The 25,081-nt window shown below is 72.3% G+C and carries 23 protein-coding genes and 1 tRNA gene; 10 read left to right on the top strand and 14 right to left on the bottom strand.

What is annotated here, in order from left to right:
• Positions 1 to 1,041 (top strand): CE1 family esterase, encoded by a 1,041-nt coding sequence (locus CFRA_RS05985; RefSeq protein ID WP_083666874.1) that lies wholly within the window; start codon positions 1 to 3, stop codon positions 1,039 to 1,041.
• On the opposite strand, the gene CFRA_RS05980 is transcribed toward CFRA_RS05985, so the two are convergent.
• Positions 981 to 1,796 (bottom strand): sulfurtransferase, encoded by an 816-nt coding sequence (locus tag CFRA_RS05980; RefSeq protein WP_075663873.1) that lies wholly within the window; start codon positions 1,794 to 1,796, stop codon positions 981 to 983. The two genes, CFRA_RS05985 and CFRA_RS05980, sit on opposite strands and share 61 nt — an antisense overlap.
• A gap of 66 nt (positions 1,797 to 1,862) precedes the next feature.
• Positions 1,863 to 1,939 (bottom strand) — tRNA-Pro (locus CFRA_RS05975).
• A gap of 157 nt (positions 1,940 to 2,096) precedes the next feature.
• On the opposite strand from CFRA_RS05975, the gene secA2 reads away from it, so the two are divergent.
• The 5 genes from secA2 to CFRA_RS05950 all read left to right on the top strand — a co-directional run bounded on the left by secA2 (position 2,097) and on the right by CFRA_RS05950 (position 7,296).
• Positions 2,097 to 4,397 carry an accessory Sec system translocase SecA2 gene (secA2, locus tag CFRA_RS05970; protein ID WP_075663872.1) on the top strand — a complete coding sequence of 767 codons (2,301 nt, stop codon included), beginning with the start codon at positions 2,097 to 2,099 and terminating at the stop codon, positions 4,395 to 4,397.
• A 137-nt stretch (positions 4,398 to 4,534) separates the two neighbouring features.
• Positions 4,535 to 4,978, top strand: coding sequence for an oxoglutarate dehydrogenase inhibitor Odhl (gene odhI, locus CFRA_RS05965; protein WP_075663871.1), 444 nt, complete (start codon positions 4,535 to 4,537; stop codon positions 4,976 to 4,978).
• 95 nt (positions 4,979 to 5,073) lie between these two features.
• Entirely contained in the window at positions 5,074 to 5,811 is a 738-nt protein-coding gene (gene ftsR / locus CFRA_RS05960; RefSeq protein ID WP_075663870.1) for a transcriptional regulator FtsR, read from the top strand.
• A gap of 5 nt (positions 5,812 to 5,816) precedes the next feature.
• Positions 5,817 to 6,455 carry a bifunctional nuclease family protein gene (locus CFRA_RS05955; RefSeq protein ID WP_075663869.1) on the top strand — a complete coding sequence of 213 codons (639 nt, stop codon included), beginning with the start codon at positions 5,817 to 5,819 and terminating at the stop codon, positions 6,453 to 6,455.
• A 295-nt stretch (positions 6,456 to 6,750) separates the two neighbouring features.
• Complete coding sequence (locus CFRA_RS05950; RefSeq protein ID WP_075663868.1) at positions 6,751 to 7,296, top strand: MerR family transcriptional regulator; 546 nt, start codon at positions 6,751 to 6,753, stop codon at positions 7,294 to 7,296.
• Here CFRA_RS05950 and CFRA_RS05945 read toward each other — a convergent pair.
• The 6 genes from CFRA_RS05945 to gndA all read right to left on the bottom strand — a co-directional run bounded on the left by CFRA_RS05945 (position 7,293) and on the right by gndA (position 14,953).
• Complete coding sequence (locus CFRA_RS05945; protein ID WP_075663867.1) at positions 7,293 to 8,693, bottom strand: hypothetical protein; 1,401 nt, start codon at positions 8,691 to 8,693, stop codon at positions 7,293 to 7,295. The two genes, CFRA_RS05950 and CFRA_RS05945, sit on opposite strands and share 4 nt — an antisense overlap.
• A 43-nt stretch (positions 8,694 to 8,736) precedes the next feature.
• Complete coding sequence (locus CFRA_RS05940) at positions 8,737 to 9,591, bottom strand: 3-methyladenine DNA glycosylase (protein WP_075663866.1); 855 nt, start codon at positions 9,589 to 9,591, stop codon at positions 8,737 to 8,739.
• Between the two features lie 3 nt (positions 9,592 to 9,594).
• Positions 9,595 to 10,623 carry a hemolysin family protein gene (locus tag CFRA_RS05935; protein WP_415684341.1) on the bottom strand — a complete coding sequence of 343 codons (1,029 nt, stop codon included), beginning with the start codon at positions 10,621 to 10,623 and terminating at the stop codon, positions 9,595 to 9,597.
• Between the two features lie 20 nt (positions 10,624 to 10,643).
• Positions 10,644 to 12,026, bottom strand: a complete 1,383-nt coding sequence (locus CFRA_RS05930; protein ID WP_075663864.1) for a hemolysin family protein — start codon at positions 12,024 to 12,026, stop codon at positions 10,644 to 10,646.
• Positions 12,027 to 12,045: 19 nt separating this feature from the next.
• Entirely contained in the window at positions 12,046 to 13,401 is a 1,356-nt protein-coding gene (locus CFRA_RS05925; RefSeq protein WP_075663863.1) for a DEAD/DEAH box helicase, read from the bottom strand.
• A 70-nt stretch (positions 13,402 to 13,471) separates the two neighbouring features.
• Positions 13,472 to 14,953 carry an NADP-dependent phosphogluconate dehydrogenase gene (gene gndA / locus CFRA_RS05920; RefSeq protein ID WP_075663862.1) on the bottom strand — a complete coding sequence of 494 codons (1,482 nt, stop codon included), beginning with the start codon at positions 14,951 to 14,953 and terminating at the stop codon, positions 13,472 to 13,474.
• 104 nt (positions 14,954 to 15,057) lie between these two features.
• On the opposite strand from gndA, the gene CFRA_RS05915 reads away from it, so the two are divergent.
• On the top strand, positions 15,058 to 15,492 hold the full coding sequence (locus CFRA_RS05915; RefSeq protein WP_075663861.1) for a PaaI family thioesterase: 435 nt from the start codon (positions 15,058 to 15,060) through the stop codon (positions 15,490 to 15,492).
• Positions 15,493 to 15,502: 10 nt separating this feature from the next.
• Here the strand turns inward: CFRA_RS05915 and CFRA_RS05910 are convergent, their stop codons facing one another.
• Positions 15,503 to 16,702 (bottom strand): saccharopine dehydrogenase family protein, encoded by a 1,200-nt coding sequence (locus CFRA_RS05910; RefSeq protein ID WP_075663860.1) that lies wholly within the window; start codon positions 16,700 to 16,702, stop codon positions 15,503 to 15,505.
• A 140-nt stretch (positions 16,703 to 16,842) separates the two neighbouring features.
• Here CFRA_RS05910 and CFRA_RS05905 point away from each other — a divergent pair, with 140 nt between their 5' ends.
• Both CFRA_RS05905 and CFRA_RS05900 read left to right on the top strand, forming a co-directional pair.
• On the top strand, positions 16,843 to 17,373 hold the full coding sequence (locus CFRA_RS05905) for a hypothetical protein (RefSeq protein WP_075663859.1): 531 nt from the start codon (positions 16,843 to 16,845) through the stop codon (positions 17,371 to 17,373).
• Positions 17,374 to 17,384: 11 nt separating this feature from the next.
• Entirely contained in the window at positions 17,385 to 18,155 is a 771-nt protein-coding gene (locus CFRA_RS05900) for a DeoR/GlpR family DNA-binding transcription regulator (protein ID WP_245797492.1), read from the top strand.
• Positions 18,156 to 18,185: 30 nt separating this feature from the next.
• Here the strand turns inward: CFRA_RS05900 and CFRA_RS05895 are convergent, their stop codons facing one another.
• Complete coding sequence (locus CFRA_RS05895) at positions 18,186 to 19,184, bottom strand: magnesium and cobalt transport protein CorA (RefSeq protein WP_245797491.1); 999 nt, start codon at positions 19,182 to 19,184, stop codon at positions 18,186 to 18,188.
• Positions 19,185 to 19,304: 120 nt separating this feature from the next.
• Between CFRA_RS05895 and CFRA_RS05890 the strand changes: the two genes are divergently transcribed.
• Positions 19,305 to 19,889 carry a class I SAM-dependent methyltransferase gene (locus CFRA_RS05890; RefSeq protein WP_075663856.1) on the top strand — a complete coding sequence of 195 codons (585 nt, stop codon included), beginning with the start codon at positions 19,305 to 19,307 and terminating at the stop codon, positions 19,887 to 19,889.
• Between the two features lie 18 nt (positions 19,890 to 19,907).
• Here the strand turns inward: CFRA_RS05890 and pflA are convergent, their stop codons facing one another.
• The 4 genes from pflA to CFRA_RS05870 all read right to left on the bottom strand — a co-directional run bounded on the left by pflA (position 19,908) and on the right by CFRA_RS05870 (position 25,062).
• Positions 19,908 to 20,783 carry a pyruvate formate-lyase-activating protein gene (pflA, locus tag CFRA_RS05885; protein ID WP_075663855.1) on the bottom strand — a complete coding sequence of 292 codons (876 nt, stop codon included), beginning with the start codon at positions 20,781 to 20,783 and terminating at the stop codon, positions 19,908 to 19,910.
• 40 nt (positions 20,784 to 20,823) lie between these two features.
• Positions 20,824 to 21,075 carry an autonomous glycyl radical cofactor GrcA2 gene (gene grcA2, locus CFRA_RS11970; RefSeq protein ID WP_075663854.1) on the bottom strand — a complete coding sequence of 84 codons (252 nt, stop codon included), beginning with the start codon at positions 21,073 to 21,075 and terminating at the stop codon, positions 20,824 to 20,826.
• A gap of 52 nt (positions 21,076 to 21,127) precedes the next feature.
• Positions 21,128 to 23,239 (bottom strand): pyruvate formate lyase family protein, encoded by a 2,112-nt coding sequence (locus tag CFRA_RS05875; RefSeq protein ID WP_281247421.1) that lies wholly within the window; start codon positions 23,237 to 23,239, stop codon positions 21,128 to 21,130.
• 260 nt (positions 23,240 to 23,499) lie between these two features.
• Positions 23,500 to 25,062 carry a bifunctional hydroxymethylpyrimidine kinase/phosphomethylpyrimidine kinase gene (locus tag CFRA_RS05870; protein ID WP_075663852.1) on the bottom strand — a complete coding sequence of 521 codons (1,563 nt, stop codon included), beginning with the start codon at positions 25,060 to 25,062 and terminating at the stop codon, positions 23,500 to 23,502.
• Positions 25,063 to 25,081: the final 19 nt, after the last annotated feature.

The raw sequence follows: 25,081 nt of genomic DNA, 5'->3' as shown, positions 1-25,081 counted from the left end.
ATGAGCGGCCTCGACCGCACGCTCGCGGTGCGCGTGGCGCTGGCGGGGCTGGCCACGGGTGCACTGCTCACGGGCTCGTTTCTCGCGCCGTCGGAAAGCAACCACGGCCAGACGCAGCAGGTGCAACCGACGCAGCCGGCCCAGCCGCCCGAGCACGCCCGCGTCCAGGGCCACGCAGACTCCTTCATCCGCGCGGACGCCGCCCCGCTGGCCGGGACCGCCCCGGGCGCGACGGAACGGGTGCAACTCACCGCGGCCGGCTGGGACCGCAGCGCGCTGGTCCACGTGCCGGACGCGCCCGCGCCGGCCGACGGCTTCCCGGTCGTCTTCGTCTTCCACGGCTTCGGCGAGTCCGCAGAGAAGGCCCGGGACTACACCGGCTTCGACGGCACAGACGCCATCGTCGTCTACGGCACCGGCCTGCCGTCCTCGGCGGGACTGGCCTCCTGGCAGGGCGCGCCCTACTCGCCGGCCGGGGCCACCGACGCCGACGTGGCCTACGTGCGCGGGCTGCTCTCCGGGCTCGCGGCGACCTACCCGGTGGACCGCGACCGCGTCTACGCCACCGGGTTCTCCAACGGCGGCGGCTTCACGGCCCTGCTGGCCTGCCGCGCCCCGGAGGTCTTCGGGCGCGTGGCCGTCGTCTCGGGCGCCTACTACGACGGTGTCTTCGCCGACTGCGCCGACCGGCCCGTCGGCCTGCTCGACATCCACGGCACCGCCGACGAGACGATGTCCTACGGCGGGGGAGAGCGCCACGGCGCGCACTACCGGCCGGCCGCCGAGGTCGTCGCGGAGCGCGCCCGACTCAACGGCTGCGGGGGTGCGCCGCGCGAGGAGGAGGCCGCCCCGGGGATCACGCACTCCTTCCGCCCGGAGTGCCCGGTGCCGGCCGAGCTCTACCGCGTCGAGGGCGGCCGTCACGCCTGGACGGGTTCGGCCTCGGACGCGGGTTCGCCCGCGCCGGCGGGTTTCGCCTCCTACCGGGTCCTGGAGTTCTTCGGGTTGGCCGCCAGCCACTCGGCCAGCGAACCGTCGTAGACCGCGACGTCGTCGCGCCCCAGCTCGGCCAGGCGCAGCGCGTCCAACGCGGCGGTGATCCCGCCGTGGCAGTAGGTGATCGTGCGCTTGCCGGGGTCCAGCGCGCCGCAGGCCTCGGCGTCCTCGCGGCGGTAGCCGCTCATCGCCGGCAGGTTCACCGCACCGGGGATGTGCCCGGCCCCGGCGTACTCCCGCGGGCTCAGCGCGTCGACGAGCACCACCGCGTCGTCCTCGGCCGCCGCGTCGACCTCGGGGGTCGATGCGATCAGCCCCGGGCGGCGCTTCGCGGTGAACTCGGCCGGCTCGCGGCTCTCGAAGCCGGAGGCGACCAGTCCGCCGGCCTGCTTCCAGGCGGGCAGCCCGCCGTCGAGGACGGCGACGGCGTCGTGGCCCTCGAGGCGCAGGTTCCACCACAGGCGCGCGGCCCACAGCGTCGGACCCTGGTCGTAGACGACCACGGTGTCGCCGTCGCCGATGCCCAGGGTGCCGGCCTGCACGGCGAAGTCGGCGCTGTCGAGCGCCATGAACGGCAGGTCGGTGTCGGTGCGCGAGAAGGCGCCGGCCAGGTCGGCGTGCACGGCGCCGGGGATGTGCCCGGACTCGTAGACCTCGCGGCCGGTGGGGGTGCCCCCGGGCACGGTGGACACGTCGACGACGACCACGTCGTCGAGGTGGGCGGTCAGCCACGCCGCGTCCACGACGGGCCCGGGGAGGTCGACGGTGTTCTGTGCGTTCTTCTGCTCGTTGTCGGTCATGGCAGAAGTCTACCGGCCCTCAGGCACGCGAAAAGCGGGCCGACGCTCTCGCGCCGGCCCGCCGGTTGGTCGGACTGACAGGATTTGAACCTGCGACCCCTACACCCCCAGTGTAGTGCGCTACCAAACTGCGCCACAGTCCGCCGCCGCGAACCCGGTCACCCGGCGTTCGCAACTGCCCCAGAATACATCACGACCCCGCTCAAATGAAAACGCCTGGTCTTAAGCCGAAGTGCGGGTTGATCCGGGGGTGTGGTTAGGCTGGGCGGGAAGACAGGTCCACGACCGGGAGGTTCCACGGTGGCAGCATTCGACTGGTTCTGGCGCGCGATGGGCGCGAGCGGCGGCCGCGACCGCAGGCGCGGCCGGGCGACCGTCGGCAAGGCCGGGGAGCGCGCCCGGGACATCGAGGCGCTTGACGACGCCGCGGTGGTCACCGCCGCGCGCGACTCCCTGCGCGAGCGCGGCGGGGAGACCGTCGTGGCGGACGAGCCGACGTTCCTGGCCGCGCTCGGCGTCGCCGCCGGGCGCACCGTGGGGCTGCGCCCGTTCCCGGTGCAGGCGCAGGCGGTGCTGCGCCTGGTCGCCGGCGACGTCATCCAGATGGCCACCGGCGAGGGCAAGACGCTCGTCGGCGCGATGGCCGCCACCGGCTTCGCCCTGACGGGCAAGCGCGTGCACGTGATCACCGTCAACGACTACCTGGCCGGCCGCGACGCGGAGTGGATGCGCCCGCTCGTCGAGTTCTTCGGGCTGACCGTCGGCTCGGTGGGGGAGGACGCCACCGCCGAGGAGCGCCGCGCGGCCTACGCCTGCGACATCGTCTACGGCCCGGTCAACGAGATCGGCTTCGATCTGCTGCGCGACCGCCAGGTCACCGACCGCGCCGAGGAGGTCCAGGCCGCCCCGGACGTCGCCCTGGTCGACGAGGCCGACTCCGTGCTCGTCGACGAGGCCCTGGTCCCGCTCGTGCTCGCCGGCGCCGCCCCGGGCACCGCCCCGGCCGGCCGGATCACCGAGGTGGTCCGCCGCCTGCGCGCCGAGCGCGACTACACCGTCGACGCCGACGGGCGCACCGCCTTCCTCACCGACGAGGGCGCCGGGCGCGTCGAGCGCGCCCTGGGCATCGACTCGCTCTACGACGACGAGCACGTGGGCTCCACGCTGGTGCAGGTCAACCTCGCCCTGCACGCGGAGGCGCTGCTGCACCGCGACGTCGACTACATCGTGCGCGACGGCAAGATCCGCCTCGTCGACGCCTCGCGCGGGCGCGTGGCGGACCTGCAGCGCTGGCCCGACGGCATCCAGGCGGCGGTCGAGGCCAAGGAGGGCCTGGACGTCACCGAGGGCGGCCGGATCCTGGACACGATGACCATCCAGGCGCTCATGGGCCGCTACCCGATGGTCTGCGGCATGACCGGCACCGCCGTGGAGGCCACCGACCAGCTGCGGCAGTTCTACGGGCTGGGCGTCTCGGTCATCCCGCGCAACCGGGAGCTGACCCGCTTCGACGAGGCCGACCGCATCTACGCCACGGCCGCGGAGAAGAACCGCGCCATCGTCGAGGAGATCGCGCTGCTCCACGGGGAGGGCCGCCCGGTCCTCGTGGGCACCCACGACGTCGCCGAGTCCGAGCAGCTCGCCGAGGTGCTGCGCGAGCGCGGCATCGAGGTCAACGTGCTCAACGCGAAGAACGACGCCGAGGAGGCCGGCATCATCGCCGAGGCCGGCGACCTGGGCCGGGTGACCGTCTCGACGCAGATGGCCGGCCGCGGCACCGACATCCGCCTCGGCGGCGCCGACGAGGGCGACCACGACGCCGTCGTCGACCGCGGCGGCCTGGCCGTGCTGGGCACCTCGCGGCACAAGACCGCCCGCCTGGACAACCAGCTGCGCGGCCGCGCCGGCCGCCAGGGCGACCCGGGTCTGACCCTCTTCTTCGTCGCCCTCGACGACGAGGTCGTCGCCGCCGGCGGCGCGGGCGAGAAGGTCGTGGCGCACCCGGGCGAGGACGGCCGGATCGGGGAGAAGCGCGTCCGCGAGTTCGTCGAGCACTGCCAGCGGGTCACCGAGGGCCAGCTGCTCGAGATCCACGCGCAGACCTGGCGCTACAACAAGCTGCTCAGCGACCAGCGCGAGATCATCGACGGCCGCCGCGACCGCCTGCTCGACACCGACCAGGCCTGGCGCGAGCTCGCCGAGCGCGCCCCCGAACGCGCGGCGGAGCTCGCCGACCTCGACGAGGACACGCTCGTGGCCGCCGCCCGGGAGATCATGCTCTACCACCTCGACGACGCCTGGGCCGAGCACCTGGCGCTCATGGACGACGTGCGCGAGTCGATCCACCTGCGCGCGATCGCCCGGGAGACGCCCCTGGACGAGTACCACCGCATCGCGGTGCGCGAGTTCAAGGACCTGGCCCAGCGCGCCGTCGACGAGGCGGTGACGACGTTCCGCGAGGTCACCGTCGACGCGGAGGGCGCGCACCTGGCCGACGGCGGGCTCGTCCGGCCGTCGGCGACGTGGACGTATATGGTCTCTGATAACCCGTTGTCCTCGCACGGCTCGGTGATCGGCTCGATCGGCAACATCTTCCGTTGATCAGGTTTATTGCGCCGGGTTGAGCTGGGCGGACGGTGCGGAATGCTCCCCGCGGCGCCCCGCACCGCCTCCGGTGAGTGCGGCGGACCGCTATCATGTAGTCAGTATTTCTTCGTCGATGTGGAGGTTTGAGAGACATGAGCGAGAACTCCGGCAACTCGGGGTCCCTGGACCCGCAGGTGGAGACCACTTCGGTCTTCCGTGCGGACCTGCTCAAGGAGATGGAGTCGTCGGCCGGTTCCGACGCCTCCGCCACGAGCGCGGACAACCTTCCCGCCGGCGCCGGGCTCCTCGTGGTCAAGCGCGGCCCCAACGCGGGCGCCCGGTTCCTCCTCGACCAGGAGACCACCAGCGCCGGTCGCCACCCGGAGTCGGACATCTTCCTCGACGACGTGACCGTCTCGCGTCGCCACGCGGAGTTCCGTCGCACCGAGGACGGCGGCTACGAGGTCGTCGACGTGGGAAGCCTCAACGGCACCTACGTCAACCGCGAGCCGCGCAACTCCCAGGTGCTGACCACCGGCGACGAGATCCAGATCGGCAAGTTCCGTCTGGTCTTCCTCGCCTCGCCGAACAACTGACGGCGCCGCGGCGGTCAACCCGCCGCACCCGCCGGGTCGCCCCGAGGGCGGCCCGGTCCCCTGGAAACCCCCGAGTTAGAGATGTGACCGACGAAGTGAGTGCAGCACCCAAGTCCGCGGCAGTGCGCAAGAAGTCCACCGGTACCGGCTCGTCGAAGACGATGTCGATCGGCGTGGTGCTGGAGAAGCTGCGTGCCGAGTTCCCGGACGTGACGGTCTCCAAGATCCGGTTCCTCGAGTCCGAGGGCCTGGTCACCCCGCAGCGCACCGCCTCGGGCTACCGGCGCTTCACCGCCGAGGACGTGCAGCGCCTGCGCTACATCCTGGTCACCCAGCGCGACAACTACCTGCCGCTGAAGGTCATCCGCGAGCAGCTCGAGGCCATGGACTCCGGTCAGGTCACCGCCATCCTGACGGCGGGGGAGACGGCCACCATCGTCGACCCGGAGAGCTTCCGGGCCCCGGTGGCCACCCGCCTGACCGACTCCGACGTCGCCGAGCAGGCCGGCGTCGGGGAGGAGACCGTCGCCGCGCTGATCGACGCGGGGCTGATCACCCCGGACGCCGCCGGTTTCTTCACCGCCGACGACGTCTCCGTGGTCACGACCGCCGACGCCCTGCACGGCTTCGGCATCGACGCCCGCCACCTGCGCAGCGTGCGCAACCAGGCCCGCCGCCAGGCCGACCTGATCGTGCGGGCCGCGGGGCCCCTGGCCAACAGCTCCTCGGCGGGGGCGCGCCAGCGCGCGGAGGAGACCGCGCAGCAGCTCAGCGCCCTGCTGATCTCGCTCGACGCGGCGCTGATCAAGAACGCGCTGCGCGAAGAGCTCTGACCGGCATGGCCGACGACCTGCGCGACATCACCTTCGAGGGCGTCTTCTCGGTGGGGCCCGAGGGCTTCTGCTGCGCCGTGCTGCGCGACCCGGAGACCTCCCGGGTCATGCCGGTGTGGATCTCGCCGGTCGCCGCGGCGGCGCTCGAGGCCCGCGCGGCCGGCTACTCGCCGCGCCGCCCCGGCACCCACGAGCTGCTCGCCGACGCACTGGCCGAGACCGGCCCCGGCGTGACCGACATCGTGGTCACCGCCGCCTCCGAGGGCGTGTTCATGGCGACCATCGTGCTCGACGGCGGGGAGCGGCTCGACGCCCGCGTCTCCGACGCGCTGGTGCTCTCGCTGCTGGTGGACGCCCGGCTGAGCGCCGAGGCCGAGGTGCTCGACCAGTACGCCTTCTTCCTGCCGCCCGAGCAGGCCCGCGAGTACCTCCACGCCGACTTCGGCCCAGAGGCCGCCGGCGACGGCGCGGCGGGCCCGGACTCCGCCTCCGGCGACGCACAGGCCGACGCCGACTTCGCCGAGATGATGCGCGAGCTCGGCGTCGACGAGTCCGAGTTCGGCGCGGACGGCCCCGACACGGACGGCGGGACGGACACCGACACCGGTTCCGGTTCTGACCCGGACTCCGACTCCGAAGACTGAGGGCCCCCGGGCGCCGACGCCTCGGCACTCTGCCCGGGCAATGCCCGCGGCCACCGCGGGGGAGTGAACCCCTTTCACACCAGCAGCACTGAGCGTGACACACATCACGTGAGTGCTGTTAAAGCTGTTACCGCTGTTAAACGTGATGACAACCGTGGCATTCCGGTCTAAGCTTCAAGTAAAGGTTGAAGGTTTGGGCGTGTCGCCACGTCCGCGCTTGACGGCCCTCTAATCTTGGCCTTGAATGAAAGAGCACGGACACGCGCCGTCAATCAAACGCCATGGGAGTAATTACGTGACCACCAACGAGCATCCCGTCCAGGAGTCGCTGTTCGACGTCGGACCGAGCGACGAGGTCGGCTACCGGGTGCCGATCGCCTGCCAGGTCGCCGGCATCACCTACCGTCAGCTGGACTACTGGGCACGCACGGACCTGGTCAAGCCGTCGATCCGCGGGGCCCGCGGCTCCGGATCGCAGCGCCTGTACTCCTTCCGCGACATCCTCGTCCTCAAGATCGTCAAGCGCCTGCTCGACACCGGCATCTCGCTGCAGAACATCCGCCTGGCCGTGGCCAGCCTGCGCGACCGCGGCGTCGACGACATCGCCGAGATCACCCTCGTCTCCGACGGCACCACCGTCTACGAGTGCCGCTCCGCCGACGAGGTCGTCGACCTCCTGGGCGGCGGCCAGGGCGTCTTCGGCATCGCCGTGCCCGGCATCGTCCGCGAGCTCAGCGGCACCATCAAGGCGTTCCCCTCCGAGCGCGTGGCCGACGACGAGGCCACCGTCATCGGCGTCGACGAGCTCGCCGCCCGCCGGCGCGCCCGCCAGAGCTCCTAGCTCTCCACTCCCGCGAGGCGGGCGACCGCCTCATCGAGAGCCCTGCCACCGTCAGCCTTGGCGGTGGCTTTCGCGTTCTCGGAAAGGACCCGGTCGGTCTCGCCGTCCCCGACGTGCACGACCGCCAGCTCGACGTCCTCGCCCAGCGCGTCCTTGAGCGCGGAGCCGAAGGCCCCGTCGTCCATGTCGCCGGGCGCGGTGCCCGTGGTGACCACGACGAGGCGGACCGGCTCGCCGGTCTGCGCGGCCTGCGACTGCACGCTGCCCAGTGCGGCGAGCACTGAGGTGCGCGTCATCGGCACGCCGCCGGTGCCCAGGGCGTCGACGACCCCCTCGACCTGGGCGCCGTCACCGAAACCGAGGTTGGTGCGGTAGGGGACCGTCACCCCGGGGTTCAGCGGCGAGGAGTAGTTCCACAGCGCGACCGCGTGGCCGTCCTCGGCCAGCTTCGCGGCGGGCCCGCCCACCGCGGCGGCCAGGCCGTCGGCCTGGGGCTCCATGGCCGCGGAGGTGTCGACGAGGAACAGCGTGTCGTGGGCCGCGCCGTCGGCCGGCGCAGCTGCGGCGTCGTCACGGTCACCGTCCCCGGTGGCGGCGGTTCCCGCGGCCGCGTAGAGCGCGTCGTCCGGGCGGTCGGCCTCCGCGCTGTTGCGGCCGCCCGCGAACTCGGTGAAGTCGGCCGCCGCGCGGGTGACCTCCTCGTCCGCGTCGGCGCCGGCGGCGTCGAGCGGGATGGCGGAGAGACTCAGCTCGGCACCCTCGATCGGCGTGAACTCGGTGTCCTCCGGTGCGGTGGCCTCGGTCGCGGCGACCGGGCGCGAGCCGTCGGCGTCCGCGAGCTTCTCGCCGCGGTCGCGCTTGAGCAGCTCGGCGGCGTCGTCACCGGCCAGCTTCGCCGCCGCGGTGACGGCGATGTCGGTCTGGTCCCCGGCGGGGTAGACCACCTGGTCGGCGGCCGTCGACTCGGGGCCCGCGGCCTCGCGGGCGGCCAGGCCCACGGCCTTCGTGCCCGCCGGCTGCGGCGAGGCGGTGCCCCGCGAGCGGTCGGCGGCCTTGAGCGCGGCGTCCGCGGCCGGCGAGTCCACGCCCACGAAGACCGCAGCGTCGGCCACCGGGGCCGTCTCGGGCACGATGCAGTGGTCGCGCACCACCGGCGCGGAGTCGCGGTAGGCCGCGATGAGCTCGTCGGCGGCGCCGGGGAAGGCCTCGGCGACCGGCAGCGTCAGCTCGCCCTCGATGCAGTCGCCCTCGGCCTCGCTGCGCGCGCTCCGCTCGCTGTCGCGCAGCGCGAACCACGCGATGAGGGCGGTGATCAGCGCGATGACCAGGATCACCGCGACGATCAGCCAGCCCGCGACCTTGGGGGAGTCCGTGTCCGTCCTGTGCCGGCCTGCCACTGTTGCGTTTCCTTCCGTCAACTTTCCCGTGTGGTGGGCCAGTCTATCGCGCGCCGGCGGCCTCCAGGACCGCGACAAGCCGGGAGCGCAGCGTACGGCCCTCCGCGGCCAGCTCCCGCTGCCGGGCGACGTACTCGGCCTTGCCCTCCGTCGTCTCCACGGCCACGACCCCGAACCCGAGGCCTCGGCAGTCGTAGGGACTGGCCTCCATGTCGAGCACGCGGGCCCGCCACGCGAGGTCCAGGGTGTCCAGCCACAGCTCCCCGGGCACCAGCGGGCCCATCTTCCAGGCCCACTTGTAGAGGTCCATCGTCGCGTGCAGGCAGCCGCACTGCTCGCGCTCCGGCTGGTCGGCCCGGGTCAGGGGCGTGATGTTGAGCGGGCGGGCCGGCTCGGTGAAGAAACGGAAGGCGTCGAAGTGGGTGCAGCGCAGCTGGTGCGACTCGACGACCTCGTCCGTGCCCTGCGCACCCAGGCGCAGGGGCAGGTCGTGGCGGGGCCGGTCGGTGCGGTAGACCATCGCCCACTCGTGGAGCCCGAAGCAGTCGAAGTGCGCCGGGCGCGCCGCCGTGGCCTCCAGCAGGTGGCGGATGCGCGAGAGCGCCCGCCCGTGACGGGCGAGGAAACCGCCCACGTCGGCCGCCACGGTCCCGTCGTCAAGCTCGGTGTAGTCGCGCCAGCCGCGCTGCGGCGCGTCCCCGGCCAGCGCCACCCCCACGCCCGGGTGCCAGCGGTGCAGGTGCGAGGGGCGCACGGGGTAGTAGTCGAAGAGGAAGTCGAAGACCGGGTGCTTCTCGCCGCGGGCACGCCGCGCCAGGTGGTCGCGGGTGAACTCCCCGGCGCGGGCGTCGTGGGCGGCCGCCCGCGCGCGCCAGGTCGACTCGTCGAGGACCTGCACGGCTCAGGCCTCCTCGTGGGTCCAGTCGGAGACGGTGCCGACGTACTCCTCGATGAGGTCCTCGAGGGTGACCACGCCGGTCAGCCGGCCCAGCTTGCGCACCTGCGCCATGTGGGCGTTGCGCACGTGCAGGGTGTGCAGCGCCTCGTCGAGCGGCTGGTCGGCGTCGACGGTGATCAGGGGGCGCAGGCGCTCGCGCGGGATGGTCTCGGACGGGTCGCCGTCGGTCATCCGGTCCAGCACGTCCTTGACGTGGACGTAGCCGAGGAAAGAGCCGTCGCGGCCGGTGACCGGGAAGCGGGAGAAGCCGGTCTCGACCAGCAGCTCCTCGAGCTCGCCGAGCGTCGGGCCGGAGGCGCCGAAGTCGAGCGTGCGGACCTTCTCCAGCGGGATGACGACCTCGCCGAGGCTCCGGTTCTCCGTGCGCAGCGCCTTGTTCAGGCGCGCGTGCTCCTCGGCGTCGAGGTAGCCCTCGGCCCGCGACTCCGCGAGCATCGTGGCCAGCTGCTCCTGGTCGACGGTCGAGTTCAGCTCGTCCTTCTGCTCGATGCCCACGGCGTGCAGGGTGACGCGGGCCAGCCAGTTGAGGAACTCGATGAACGGGCGGGTGATCTTGACCCAGCCGATGATCGCCGGCGCCAGCCACATCGCCAGGCGCTCGGGCCCGGCGATGGCGATGTTCTTGGGCACCATCTCGCCGAAGAGGATGTGCAGGAAGGTGATCACGGCCAGTGCCACGGCGAAGGCGATCGGGTGCAGCAGGCCCTCGGGGAGCCCCAGAGCCAGAAACGGCTCCTCGATGAAGTGCGCGACGGCCGGCTCGGCGACCTTGCCGAGCACCAGCGAGCAGATCGTGATGCCGAACTGGGAGCCGGCCAGCATGATCGAGAGGTGCTCGGTGGCGTGCAGGACCTTCTTGGCCGCGGGCTTGCCCTGGGCGATCAGCGACTCGATGCGGTCGCGGCGCGAGGAGATCAGGCAGAACTCGCTGGCCACGAAGAACGCGTTGGCCAGCAGCAGGCCCGCGATCATGGCGACGGTGGTGACGATGTTCACAGGTACTCCTCCGCTTCCCCGTCGGAGACCGGCGTGAGCACGGCGCGGTCGATGCGGCGGCCGTCCATCGCGGAGACGCGCGCGAGCCAGCGGCCGCCGGCGTCCGGGTGCATCTCGTCGAGCAGGTGGCGCGGGCCCTGGGGCAGCACCACCACGTCGCCGACGGCCGGGATCCGGCCCATCACGGCCATGATCAGCCCGCCGAGCGTCTCGTACGGCCCGTCCTCGGGGGCGGGGTAGCCGACCTCCTCCTCGAGGTCCTCGGCGCGCACCAGCCCGGAGACCTCCCAGCTGGTGCCGAACTGCTGGATCTCGCGCTCGGCGGCCGCGTCGTCGTGCTCGTCGTAGACCTCGCCGAGGATCTCCTCGACGACGTCCTCGATGGTGATGATGCCGGAGGTGCCGCCGTACTCGTCGGCGACGAGCACCATCTGCGAGCCCGCCGAGCGCACGGCCTTGAGCACCGCGTCGCCGTCGAGCGACTCGGGCACCGTGGGGATCCTGCGCGCCAGCGGGCCCACCGGCGTGGACCCGCGCTTCTCGCGCGGGACGTCGAAGGCGTCCTTGACGTGCACCACGCCGATCGTCTCGTCCAAATCGCCGACTACGACGGGGAAGCGCGAGTGCCCGGAGGTCCGGGCCAGCTCCACCAGGTCGGCCACCGTGTCGTCGTCGCGCAGCTGGTCGACGGTCGAGCGCGGGGTCATCAGCTCGTCGGCGGCGGTCTCGCCGAACTCGAGGGAGTTCTCGAGCACCTCCGCCATCGTCTCGTCGAGGCCCTCCTCGCCGACGGAGTGGCGCACCAGCGCGGAGAGCTCCTCGGGGGAGCGGGCGCTGGCCAGCTCGTCGGCCGGCTCGATGCCCAGGCGGCGGACCACCCAGTTGGCCGAGACGTTGAGCCAGTTGATGAACCACTTGAACACGACGTTGAACGCGTTGACCGGGTGCACCACGAAGCGGGCGACCGGCAGCGGCGAGGTGATCGCCCAGTTCTTGGGCACCAGCTCGCCGAAGACCATGGACAGCACGGTCGCGACGACCAGCGCGAGGATCAACGCCACGATCGACGAGGAGCTCTCCGAGAGCCCCACGAGCTCGAGCAGCGGGGTGAAGAACTTTGCCAGGATCGGCTCCGCGAGGAAGCCGGTGGCCAGGGTGGTCACGGTGATGCCGAGCTGCGCGCCGGAGAGGACGAACGAGAGGTTCTCGAAGTCCCGTTTGACGGCCTTGGCTGACGTGTCACCGGTGTGCCGGACGTGGTTGTCCACCGTCGAGCGCTCCAGGCCGGTCAGCGCGAACTCGATCGCGACGAACAGGCCGGTGCTCGCGGTCAGGGCGACGAAGCCCAGCAGGGCGAGGATGCTGATCAGTATGTCCATGGTGAATGGCCGTGAGGGCCTAGGAACCACCTTGTCTCTTCCTTCGATTTCCGACGTCCCGCCGACCGCGCCCGCCGCGCTGGTTGCGCCGGTTACCACGGCCGCGGTGGTTGCGCCGGGCGTTTCCCTTGCCGCCGCCGTGGGAGCCGTGGGAGTCGCGGGCGTCCCTGTCGCGGGCCGGCTGCTGCTGGCCGAACGGGGGCAGGGCCGGGCCGGAGGGTTGACGTGCACCCGTGATTCTAACCAGCTCGGGGGAGTCGGGTGTGACCGCCACGTCGGTGGCCTTCACCCCGGCCTTGCGCAGCAGACCGGCGACCTCCTCGCGCTGGTCCGGGGTCACCAGGGTGACCACGGTGCCGCCGGCGCCGGCGCGCGCGGTGCGCCCCGCGCGGTGCAGGTAGGCCTTGTGCTCGGCCGGCGGGTCGACGTGCACGACCAGGGAGACGTCCTTGACGTCGATGCCGCGGGCGGCGATGTCGGTGGCCACGAGCACGGGCACCGAGCCGTCGGCGAAGCCGGCCAGCGCGCGGGTGCGGGTGGACTGCGCCTTGTCGCCGTGCAGCCCGGCGGCGTTGACACCCGCCTTGCGCAGGCGCTTGACGTGGCGGTCGACGCCGCGGCGGGTGCGGGCGAACATGATGGTCCGGCCCTCGCGCGCGGCGATGCGCACGGCCACGGCGTTGCGCTCCTGGGGCCCGTCGACGAGCAGGCGGTAGTGGACCATCGTGTCCACGGCGGCCTCGGCCGGGGCCGTGGAGTGGGTGACCGGGTCGGTCAGGTAGGCGCGCACCAGCGAGTCGACCTGGCCGTCGAGGGTGGCCGAGAAGAGCAGGCGCTGCCCGTCGGAGGGCGTGCGGTCGAGCAGGCGGCGGACCTGGGGCAGAAAGCCCATGTCGGACATCTGGTCGGCCTCGTCGACGGCCGTGACCTCGACGGCGTCGAGGTGGAGCACGCCCTGGTCGATGAGGTCCTGGGCGCGGCCCGGGGTGGCCACGAGCAGGTCGACGGGGGCGGCGAGCGCCGTGATGTGCCGCTTGACGGGCACGCCGCCGACGACCTCGAGGACGCGCAGGCCGAGCGCGGCGGCGGGGCCGGCGAGGCGCTCGTGGGTCTGGGCGGCCAGCTCGCGCGTCGGCGCGAGGATGAGGCCGCGGGGCCGGCCGGGGCGCGAGGGCGCGCCCTCGAGACGGGCGAGCATCGGCAGGCCGAAGGTGAAGGTCTTGCCGGAGCCCGTGGGGCCGCGGCCGAGCACGTCGCGCCCGGCGAGTGCGTCGGGGATCGCGGCGGCCTGGATGGGGAAGGGCTCGGTGATGCCCTGTCGGCCGAGTTCCCGCACCACGGGTGCGGGCAGGCCGAGATCGGAGAATGAGGTCACCGCGGAGAGTCTAGCGGTCCCCGCGGTGCGGCCCGAGGGCGGTCCCTCGGGCCCGCCGGCTCAGGCTCGCTCAGGCCTCGACCTCGCTGCGGTCGCCGGACCACAGCGTGTGGAAGGTGCCCTCCTTGTCGACGCGCTGGTAGGTGTGCGCGCCGAAGAAGTCGCGCTGGCCCTGGATGACGGCCGCGGGCAGGCGCTCGGCGCGCAGCGAGTCGTAGTAGGACAGCGAGGAGGTGAACACCGGGGCGGGCAGGCCCAGGCGGGTGGCGTAGACGACGACGTCGCGCCAGGCGTCGACCAGGTCGGTCAGCTCGCTGTTGAAGTACGGGTCGAGCAGCAGGCTGGTCAGCTCCGGGTTGTTGTCGTAGGCCTCCTTGATGCGCTCGAGGAAGACCGCGCGGATGATGCAGCCGGCGCGCCAGATCATGGCCATGTCGCCGGGGTTGACGCCCCAGCCGTACTCGGCGGAGCCGGCCTTGATCTCGTCGAAGCCCTGGGCGTAGGCGACCAGCTTGGAGGCGTAGAGGGCCTTGCGGACCTTCTCGACGAACTCGTCGCGGTCGACGCCGAGGTCCCCGAAGCTCTTCAGCGTGCCGGCCGGCAGGTTGCCCTGGGCGGCGGCGCGCTGGTCGAGCGAGGAGGACAGGGCGCGGGCGAAGACGGCCTCGCCGATGCCGGTGGTCGGGATGCCCAGGTCGAGGGCCTCCTTGACGGTCCAGCGGCCGGTGCCCTTCTGACCGGCGGCGTCGAGGATGACGTCGACGAGCGGCTTGCCGGTCTCGGCGTCGACCTGGCGGAGCACCTCGGCGGTGATCTCGATGAGGTAGGAGCCGAGCTTGCCGGAGTTCCACTCGGTGAAGATGTCCGCGATCTCGGCCGGCTCCAGGCCCGCGCCGAAGCGCAGCAGCTGGTAGGCCTCGCCGATGACCTGCATGTCGGCGTACTCGATGCCGTTGTGGACCATCTTGACGAAGTGCCCGGCGCCGTCGGGGCCGACGTGGGTCACGCAGGGCGTGCCGTCCTCGGCGCGCGCGGCGATGGACTCGAGCAGCGGCCCGAGGGACTCCCAGGACTCCTTCGGCCCGCCCGGCATGATCGACGGGCCGTTGAGCGCGCCCTCCTCGCCGCCGGAGATGCCGGCGCCGACGAAGTGGCGGTTGCGGGCGGCCATCTCGCGCTCACGGCGGATGGTGTCGGTGAACAGGGAGTTGCCGCCGTCGATGATGACGTCGCCGTCCTCCATGGCGTCGGCCAGCTGCCCGATGACCGCGTCGGTCGCCTTGCCGGCCTGGACCATGATGATCGCGCGGCGCGGGCGCTCCAGCGAGGCGACGAACTTCTCGATCGTCTCGGACGGCACGAACTCGCCCTCGTCGCCGTGCTCGGCGATGAACTTCTCGGTCTTGGCCGTGGTGCGGTTGTACACGGCGACGGTGTGCCCGTGGTGGGCGAAGTTGCGGGCGAGGTTGGAGCCCATGACGGCCAGGCCGACGACGCCGATCTGGGCGGCGCCCTCGGCGGCCTGCGGGAAGGTCTCTTCTGCGTTGGTCATGGCCCCGACAATACCGGCGCGGCCTCGCGGCGGTCGCACGGTTGCCAGGAGTTGCGGGGTGTGGTGCGCACGATTCCGGGGCGGGTGTGGTTGAGTGGTTTCCCATGAGAATCATCGAGCTCTTCCAGAAGGCGCACGACACGGCGCTCACCGAGTCCGAGATCGCCGAGGTCAACGACTACCTCCACGGTCTCGAGCGCACCCTGGGCATCCGGTACGAGGCCATCGGCCCGGACCGCGTGGTCGCGGCCCTCGAGGTCACCGACGCCCACCGCCAGCCGGTGGGCCTGGTCCACGGCGGCGTCTACGCCAGCCTCGTCGAGTCCGCCGGCTCCACGGCCGCCTTCGTCTTCACCGGGAAGCTCGTCGTCGGCGTGCACAACTCGACCGACTTCATCAGCGCCGTCAAGAACGGCGTGATCCGCGCCGAGGTCACCCCGGTGCAGCAGGGCTCGCGCACCCAGCTGTGGGACGTCGCCTGCACCGAGGGCGACCGGCTCGTCGCCCGCGGCACGCTGCGCACGATGGTGCAGCACTAGCCGCTCCGGCTCAGCAGCGCCGCGTGTAGGCGCGCAGGCCGCGGCCGCACAGACGTTCCAGGTAGCCGAGGCCGAGCCCCGTCGCCGGGGTCAGCACCCCGCCGTCACCCGGGTTCTCCCGCAGGTGCAGCGCGGCCTCGGCGAGCATCGTGACGGTGACCTCGTAGCCCGGGTCGCCCTCGGCGGCCACGGTCGTCTGGTACACCGCGCCCGAGGCCGTGCGCCCCGAGTGCACCACCGCGAAGCCGCCCGCCGCGCGCTCCTCGGCGTCCGGCCCCTCACCCGGGCCGGGCAGCACCCGGTCGAGCAGGGGAGCGGCGCCCTCGCCGGCCGCGAGCGCGAAGGCCGCCCCGGTGACCGCGCGCAGCACCTGGGCGAGCACCCGGCCGCGCAGCCCGCGGCCGGTCAGGATGTACTCGTGGTAGTCGAGTGCGGCGCCGTAGGCGTGGTCGAGCAGCGCGTTCGAGCGGTGCACCACGCGCGTGTTGTAGGAGGCCATGAAGAACGGGCCCGCCCACGCCCGCGCCATGCCGGGGATCCCGCGCGCACCCAGGTCGGCCACGCGGGAGTCGTCGTCGAGCCCCGGCACGTCGGCCTCGGCCCCGGGGTCGGGGCACAGCCCGTGCGCGTCGCCGACGACGCGTGCGACCTCCGGGTCCTCGCGCGCCGCATTGACGACGCCGCGCATGGAGGCCAGGGTGCCTCCCGACAGCCCGCCGCGCAGGTCGTGGACGACCATTACGGCCCTCTCGAAGGGGCCGTCCGCCGCGTGGTGGTTGGCGAGCATGCCCAGGTCGCTGGGCACCGAGTCGAAGCCGCAGGAGTGCACGATGCGCGCCCCGCTCGCGGCGGCCTCGTCGTGGTGGGCGTCGATCATCCGGCGCACGAAGGGCGCCTCGCCGCACAGGTCGACGTAGTCGCGGCCCGCGGCCGCACAGGCGGCCACCAGGTCCGCGCCGAAGCGCAGGTAGGGCCCGACGGTGCTGATGACCACGCCGGTTCCGGCCACCATGCGGTCGAGCGCGGCGCGGTCGAAGGCGTCGGCCACGGCGATGGCGGGGTCGCCGCCCAGCTCCGCGGCGACGGCCTCGAGTCGGGCCCGGTCGCGGCCGGCCAGCGTCAGGGAGACATCGGGGTGGTTCTCGGTCAGGTAGGCGGCGACCAGCCGGCCGACGAAGCCGGTGGCGCCGTAGACGGTCACGTCGCTCATGCCCGCACCCTATCCGTCCGACGCCCGGCGCGCGGGGGACTTTCGGATGGGCGCGTTCTGTTGCGGATGCTTTCCCGAAGGGTTACGCTCGAAATCGGAACCAGACGAAAACGGAAATCGGAAGCATGCGGAGGCGCCCGATGCAGGCGACGAAGAGGATCACGGCCCTGGCCGACTACCGGATCGAGGGCGCGGGGGAGCCCGCCCTCGCCCTCGACGGGACCGCGGGCCCTCCCGGGCGCCGCAGCGTCATCCTCGAGGCCGGCGCCCCCGCCGAGGCCGCCCTCGAGGTGCTCGACGAGCTCGTCGCCTTCGGCGTGCTGCCCGCGGTGCGCGTCGACGTGGTCGGGGAGCGGGAGGCCCTGCGCCTGGCGGGGATGGCCCCGGAGCGCGTCCGCGTGCTCACCGTCCGCCTGCCCGAGCCCGAGGGGCCCTGGACCTCGCCCGTCGTCGACCCGGGCCGGGCGCTCGCCGCCCTCTGGGCGGCCGTGCGCGCCGGCCGGGCGCCGACGGAGGCGCTGGACGCCGCCGACGGTGACGTCGTCCGCCGCCTGACGGGGCGCGACGTCGGCAAGCGGCTGTGCGCCGCCGCACGGGTGCCCGCCCGCGTCGAGGGCACGGGCGTGGCCGCCGCCACCGTGCGCCGCTGGCTTCCGAATGTGATCGAGTAGTGTCGGTGTCCGTGACCGAGAACCGCCCCGAATTCGCCGAAGAACGCCGCCGCCGCATCGCCGAGCTGGTGCGCCGCCGCGGCAGCGTGCGCATCGTCGACCTCGTCGAGCCCATGGGGGTCTCCGAGCCGACGCTGCGCAAGGACCTGAGCTTCCTCGAGGAGCGCAAGGTGCTCAAGCGCACCCACGGCGGCGCCATCGCCGTCGAGCCGCGCCCCGACCGTGGCCCGGGCGACCGCGGGACCGTCAACGTCGAGGCCAAGCGCGCCATCGCGAAGGCGTGCGCCGCGCTCGTGGGCGAGGGCCAGTCCGTCTACGTCGACGCCGGCACCACCACGACGATGGTCGCCGAGGAGCTGCCGGACACCTACCTCAACGTGGTGACCAACTCCGTGCCCGTGGTCCAGATCCTCGGCCCGCGCGGCCGGATCCGGCACACGCTGCTCGGCGGGCGCTACCACAGCGTCGGCGAGTCCGTGGTCGGGCCGATCGCGCTGGAGAACCTCGAGCGCTTCACCGTGGACGTCGCCTTCGTCGGGATCTCCGGGATCACCGCCGAGGGCATCACCGTCAGCGACGTCAACGAGGGCGAGTTGAAGAAGCAGGTCATCGGCTCGGCCCGGCGCGTCGTCGTCGCCTGCGACTCGAGCAAGGTCGGCCAGGTGGACTTCTCCTTCCTGGTCCCGCTCGGCGTCGTCGACGACATCGTCACCGAGGCCGCCGACCCCGAGCTCGTCTCCTGGTGCGAGGGCGCGGGCGTGCGCCTCCACGTCGTGGGGTAGCACCCGGATCGGCGGGCGCGGGCCAACCGCTCAGAGCCAGCCGGAGCGCTTGCAGTACCAGTAGATCACCGCGACCGACAGCGCCATCAGGCCCAGTGCCAGCGGGTAGCCGAAGGTCCAGTGCAGCTCCGGCATGTCGTCGAAGTTCATGCCGTAGATACCCGCGATCAGCGTGGGCACCGTGACCATGCCGACCAGGGCGGAGAGCCGGCGCATGTCCTGGTTCTGCTGCATGCTCACCTTCGCCGTGCCCGCGTCGATGAGCGCGGAGAGCCGCTCGTCGAGGGCCGTCGTCGAGTCGGCGGCGATCTGCGTGTTGTCGAGCACGTCGCGGAAGTAGGAGCGCTGCTGCTTGTCCATCAGGTCGCGGTTGTTCTGGATGAGCAGCTTCAGCGCCGAGGTGAACGGGGCGACCGCGTGGCGGGCCTCGAGGACCTCTCGCTTGAACTGGTAGACCGGCTCGATCGTGGTGTTGCGCACCGGGGTGAAGACCTCCTCCTCGAGGCGGTCGACGGCGTCCTCCAGGCGGTCCACGATCCGCCGGTCGAGCTCGACGACGTGGTCGGTCAGCGCCCACACCAGCGACAGCGGCGAGGGGTCGTTGAGCTCGAGGTCCCCGTCGAGGCGGCGCGCCAGGCCCGGCACCTCCGGGCCGTGGTGGACGGTGAGCACGAAGTCGCGGCCGATGACCGTCTGGATCTCAGCGGTGGAGATGATGTCGCGGGAGTCGGCGACGTCCTCGGCGCGGGCGTAGACCACCGGGCGTACGACGAGGAAGAGCTGGTCGTCGTAGCGCTCCGCCTTCGGCCGCTGGTGGGCGGCCACGGCGTCCTCGACGATCAGCTCGTCGATGCCGAACTCGGCGGCGACCTGCTGCATCTGCGTCTCGTCCGGCTCCTGGAGCGCGAGCCAGACGAAGCCGCCGCTCTCGGCGACCTCCGCGCGCGCCCTCGCCGGGGTGAACTCGCCGGCCACCCGCCTGCCGTCGCGGAAGACGCGGCAGTGCGCCACCGCCCGCTGGGCCGGCACCGGAGGGCCCACCGGCCGGGGGCTCCGGGGGGTGAACCGGGGCAGGCGGGTGGGGCGGCGGTTGTTCGGCACGGGCACCTCCTGGGCGGGGCGGACGGGACAGCACTAAACTTAGCTCCCATGGCTACCTGGAAGCAGATCACCGAGGCCAACCCGATGCACTCGGAGAACTACGCGGCCCGCTGGCGCAACTTCGTCGCCGAGGGCCGGGACATCGACGGGGAGGCGCGGCTGGTCGACGCCGTGGCCGACCGCGGCGCGCGGATCCTCGACGCCGGCTGCGGCACGGGACGTGTCGCCGGCTACCTGGCCGCCCGCGGCCACCACGTGGTGGGCACGGACCTCGACCCGGTGCTCATCGGCTACGCGCGCAGGGACTTCCCGGACGTGCGCTTCGAGGTCGGCGACCTCGAGACCGACGAGATCCCCGAGGGGAACTTCGACGTGGCGGTCTCCGCCGGCAACGTGATGGGCTTCCTCTCCGAGGAGGGCCGCGAGCCGGCGCTGGCGAACATCGCGCGCTCCCTGCGCCCCGGCGGGCGCTTCCTCGTCGGCTTCGGGCTCAACCGCGGCTGGGCGGCGCCGGACTTCCTGGACACCGCCGCACGCGCGGGCTTCGAGCTGCAGAACGCCTACGAGTCCTGGCAGCTCGACCCGTACACCCCGATGTCGGGGTTCCTCGTCGCGATCCTCGCGCGGCGCTAGGGGTGGCGGCCGGGGCCGCTAGAAGACCGTCAGCCCCCGGGAGCGGAAGATCTCCCGGGTCGCCGCCAGCGACTCGTCGCTGGGCGGGCTGACCCCGTCGAGGGTGTAGTGCATGTCGAGCTCGTGCCACTTGTCCGCTCCCATGTTGTGGAAGGGCAGGACCTCGACGCGCTCGACGTTCTCCCAGCGGGCGACGATGTCGGCCGCCTTCGCGACGTTGTCGGGGTCGTCGGTCAGGCCCGGCACGAGCACGAAGCGCACCCAGACCGTCTTGCCCAGCCGCGCCAGCCGGTCGCCGAAGGCGATGGTGGGGGCCAGGTCGCGGCCGGTGACCTTACGGTAGGTCTCCGGGTCGCCGGACTTCACGTCGAGCAGCACGTGGTCGACGTTCTCGAGGTCCTCGTCGCGCAGGCGTGCGCCGAGGAAGCCGGAGGTGTCCACGCAGGTGTGCACCCCGGCGGCGTGCACCTCGGCGAGCAGCCGGCGGGTGAAGGCGATCTGGAAGAGCGGCTCGCCGCCCGAGATCGTCAGCCCACCGCCGGAGGCGCGGAAGACCGCCCGGTAGCGCAGCACCTTGCGCACCATGTCGTCGATCGACTCCAGGGTGCCCGTGCGCATCTGCATCGTGTCCGGGTTGTGGCAGTACAGGCAGCGCAGCGGGCAGCCGGAGAGGAAGACGGTCAGGCGGGTGCCCGGGCCGTCGACGGCCGTGACCAGCTCCCAGGAGTGGACCAGCGCGACCTCGCCGGTGCGCCGGGCCTCCAGGAGCTGGGCGCGGTCCATCTCGCTCTCGGGCAGCTCGAGGCCCACGCCGAGTCCGGCGGCCGCGCCGCGGACCCGCTCGCCCGCCTCGGGCTCGAGGGAGACGACCCCGGAGATGCCGTCGTTGGCCACGGGAACGCCTTTCTAGCTGGGCTGCTGCCAGCGGTGCTGTCTAGCTGGAGTGGTGGAAGGTGCGCGAGATGACGTCGCGCTGCTGCTCCTCGGTGAGCTTGACGAAGTTGACGGCGTAGCCGGAGACACGCACCGTCAGGTTCGGGTAGTTCTCCGGGTGCTCCATCGCGTCGGTCAGGGTCGACTCGTCGAGGACGTTGATGTTGGCGTGGTAGAGGCCGGCGTCCTGGTTGGCCTCGGTGCGGGCGGCCTTCATCGCGGCCTGGCGCTCGTCGAAGGTGGGGGTGGTCATGGTTGGCTCCTTCAGGGAATCGGGGTGGTTCAGGGGGTCGGGGGACAGGGTCTCAGTTGTCGCACTTCTCGGGGTTCATCACGAAGCCCGCGTCGAGGACGCCGACCAGGTTGGTCACCTGCTCCTCGCGGTCGCGGCCGAGGCCGGCGGGGGTGATGGTGTTGGTCAGCGAGATGCCGTCGAGGGCGTCCTCGTAGTTGAGCTTGCCCACCGAGAGCATCGAGGCGACCATGCCGTGGTTGTCGGCGCCGTTCTCCGGGTTCGCGCCCGGCGCGAACGGGGTGCCGGCCTCGTGGCCGGAGGGGAAGGCGCCGGTGGCCTTGCCGTAGACGACGTTCGAGGTGATCGTCAGCACCGACTGGGTCGGGATCGCGTCGCGGTAGAGCGGGATCTGGCGGATCTTCTCCATGACGGTGTAGACCACGGTCGCGGCGATGTCGTCGGCGCGGTCGTCGTCGTTGCCGTAGACGGGGAAGTCGCCCTCGGTGATGTAGTCGACGATCAGGCCGGACTCGTCACGCACCGGGGTGACCTTCGCGTACTTGATGGCGGACAGCGAGTCGGCGACGATCGACAGGCCGGCGATGCCGCAGCCCATCGTGCGCACGATGTCGGAGTCGTGCAGCGCCATCTCGACGGCCTCGTAGGCGTAGCGGTCGTGGCAGTAGTGGATGATGTTGAGCGCCTCGACGTAGGTGCCCACCACCCAGTCGAGCATCTCCTCGTACTTCTGCCAGACCTCGTCGAAGTCGAGCGGGCCCTCGGTGGTGATGGGGGAGAAGAGGCCCTCCTCCGTGACCTGCTTGCCGGTGACCTCGTCGCGGCCGCCGTTCATCGCGTAGAGCAGCGCCTTGGCGGCGTTGACGCGCGCGCCGAAGAACTGCATCTGCTTGCCCACCTTCATCGGCGAGACACAGCAGGCGATGGCGGCGTCGTCGCCCCACTGCTTGCGGATCTGCTTGTCGGACTCGTACTGGATCGCGGAGGTCTCGATGGAGATCGCCGCGCAGAACTCCTTGTAGCCCTCCGGCAGGTCCGGGTCCCAGAAGACGGTGATGTTCGGCTCCGGGGCCGGGCCCAGGTTGCGCAGGGTCTGCAGCAGACGGAAGGAGGTCTTGGTGACCAGGTTGCGGCCGTCCTCGGTGAAGCCCGCGTCGGACCAGGTGGCCCAGTACGGGTCGCCGGAGAAGATCTGGTCGTAGTCCTCGGTGCGCAGGAAGCGGACGATGCGCAGCTTGATCACCAGCGCGTCGATGATCTCCTGGGCGTCCTCCTCGGTGATGCGGCCGGCGGCCAGGTCACGCTCGAAGTAGATGTCGAGGAACGCGGAGAGACGACCGATGGACATCGCGGCGCCGTCCTGGGACTTCACGGCGCCCAGGTAGGCGAAGTAGGTCCACTGCACGGCCTCCTGGGCCGTGGTCGCCGGCCCGGAGATGTCGAAGCCGTAGAGCTCCGCCATGTGCTTGAGCTTCTTGAGCGCCTTGATCTGCTCGGCGTGCTCCTCGCGGAAGCGCGCCCAGTGCTCGGAGAAGGGCTTGTCGGCCACGGAGTCCTTGGCGCGCTGCTTCTCCTCGATCAGCCGGTCCACGCCGTAGAGCGCGACGCGGCGGTAGTCGCCGATGATGCGGCCGCGGCCGTAGGCGTCCGGCAGGCCGGTGACGATGTGGGAGGAGCGCGCGGCGCGGATGCGCGGGGTGTAGATGTCGAAGACGGCGTCGTTGTGGGTCTTGCGGTAGCGGGTGAAGATCTCCCGGACGTCCGGGTCGACCTCCTTGCCGGCCTCCTTGATCGCCGTCTGCACCATGCGCCAGCCGCCGAAGGGCATCATGGCGCGCTTGAGCGGGACGTCGGTCTGCAGGCCGACGACCACGTCGTCGTCCTCGGAGATGTAGCCGGCGGGGAAGGCGTCGATGTCCGCCGGGGTCTTCGTGTCGACGTCGTAGACGCGGCGCTCACGCTCGACGGAGAGGTACTTCTCCTCGAGGTGGTCCCACACCCTGCGGGTCTTGTCGGTGGGGCCGGCCAGGAAGCCGGCGTCACCGTCGTAGGGGGTGTAGTTGCGCTGGATGAAGTCCCGGACGTCGATCTCGTCCTGCCAGTTTCCGGCGGTGAAGCCGGCCCAGGCGGAGGACGTCTCGTTCGGGGCGGTCGTGGTGGTCACGTGGGCACACATCCTTCCGGGCGAGGGCGTGGGCCGGGTGTGACGGTGGCCAGACGGGGTGTTCACGCTCCCGCGCGTGTCAATCAGATTGCCTATGCAGTCTCTTCCGCGGGACTCTCGCCCGCGGGCTCACGGCCGCACTGGCGGTGCGGGTGATTACCACGGTTCAGTGTACACCGCAATGGTCGGACCTTAAAGCGCGACACGTCATTTTGTCCGCGGTGACGATCCCACCTCACACCGCCGGGCGTCACCCCAGGTCAGGCCCGCGACGCCTGGTCGAAGAACTCCCGCTCCCAGTGGCAGGAGTTCAGGAAGGCGCGCACCGCCCGCGCACGCCCGCGCGGCGAGCCCGCGGCCAGGGCGCGCTCGACGCGGGCGAGGGCGGCCTTCGTCTGCGTGATGAAGCCCTCGTCGGAGTAGGTCTCCAGCCAGGCGCGGTAGGGATGGTCCTCGCGGATGTGCTCGGCCATGCGCAGCCCGATCTCCGAGTAGAGCCAGTAGCAGGGCAGCACGGCGGCCGCGCCGACGCACGGCTCCTCGGAGCGCACGGCGGCGCGCAGGAAGCTGGTGTAGCCGAGCGTGACGGGGGAGGGGTCCTCGGCGTCCGCGCCCTCGGGGAACCAGGCGCGGTGCAGCGCGGCCTCGGTCTCGATGGTCTCGGCGGCGTCGTGGAACCAGGCCAGCCGGTCCTCGCCCGCGGGGGTGTGCGTGCCCACCTCGGCCAGCGCCTCGGAGTAGTCGTCCAGGTAGAGCTTGTCCTGGTGCAGGTAGAAGTCGAACTGCGGCTTCGCCAGCGAGCCGCCGGTGAGCCGGCGCACGAACTCGCCGGTGGTCGCGGCCTCGGCCACCCCGGCGGCGGCCCGCCACAGCGCGGCGGTCCAGGGGCCGGCGGCCTCGATGCGGGCCTCGAGGCCCTCGGTCGCCAGTGCGCCGAGGTCCTCCGGCGCCTCGAGCGCCTCGGGCACGGAGGCCGGCTCCGGCCACGGCGTGGTGGCCGCCGCGGCGGCCAGGCGCCGCGAGCGGTGCGTGTGGTCGACGGGCCCGTTGCCCTCTCCGATGCCCAGCGCGTCGGCGTGGCCGATGGCCTCGGCCAGCCAGCCGGTCGCCCAGGCCAGGGCGTCGCCGGGCTCGTCGCCGGCGGCCAGGCGCCCGGCGAGCGCGGAGGACAGCGAGCAGCCGGTGCCGTGCGTGTTGCGCGTGGCCACCCGCGCCGTGGGCGCGGGGTGGGTGGCGCCGGCGGGGGAGACCCAGACGTTGTCGGCGCGCTCCTCGCTGAGGTGCCCGCCCTTGACGACGACCGCGCAGCCCAGCTCGGCGGCCAACCTCGCCCCCTGCGCGACGGCGGCGTCGAGGTCCTCCGCCTCGGGCTCCCCGGCCAGGACGGCAAGCTCGGGCAGGTTGGGGGTGATCACGGTGGCGCGCCGGCACAGCTCGCGCAGCGCGGCCTCGGCCGCGGAGTCGAGCAGCCGGTCGCCGCTGGTGGCCACCATGACGGGGTCGAGCACCAGCGTCTTGACGGGGTGGGCGTCCAGGTACCCCGTGACGGCCTCGGTGACCTCGGCGGTGCCGAGCATGCCGATCTTGACCGCGTCGACGCGCACGTCGTCGAAGACGGCGTCGAGCTGGGCGAGGAGAAAGTCGACCGGCGGGGTGTGCACCTCGCGCACGCCGCAGGTGTTCTGGGCGACCAGCGAGGTCACCACGCTCAGCGGGAAACCCCCGGTCTCGCTGATGGCCTTGATGTCGGCCTGGAGTCCCGCGCCCCCGGTGGGGTCCGTCCCCGCGATCGCGAGGACGGTGGGGATCTGTGTGCTGGCCATGGGCGGTGTCCTTCCGTAT

The organism is Corynebacterium frankenforstense DSM 45800 (assembly GCF_001941485.1).
GTDB classification, from domain to species: Bacteria; Actinomycetota; Actinomycetes; order Mycobacteriales; family Mycobacteriaceae; genus Corynebacterium; species Corynebacterium frankenforstense.
Note: the sequence above shows the minus strand (reverse complement) of the source record. Positions and strands in the feature narration are given on the sequence as shown.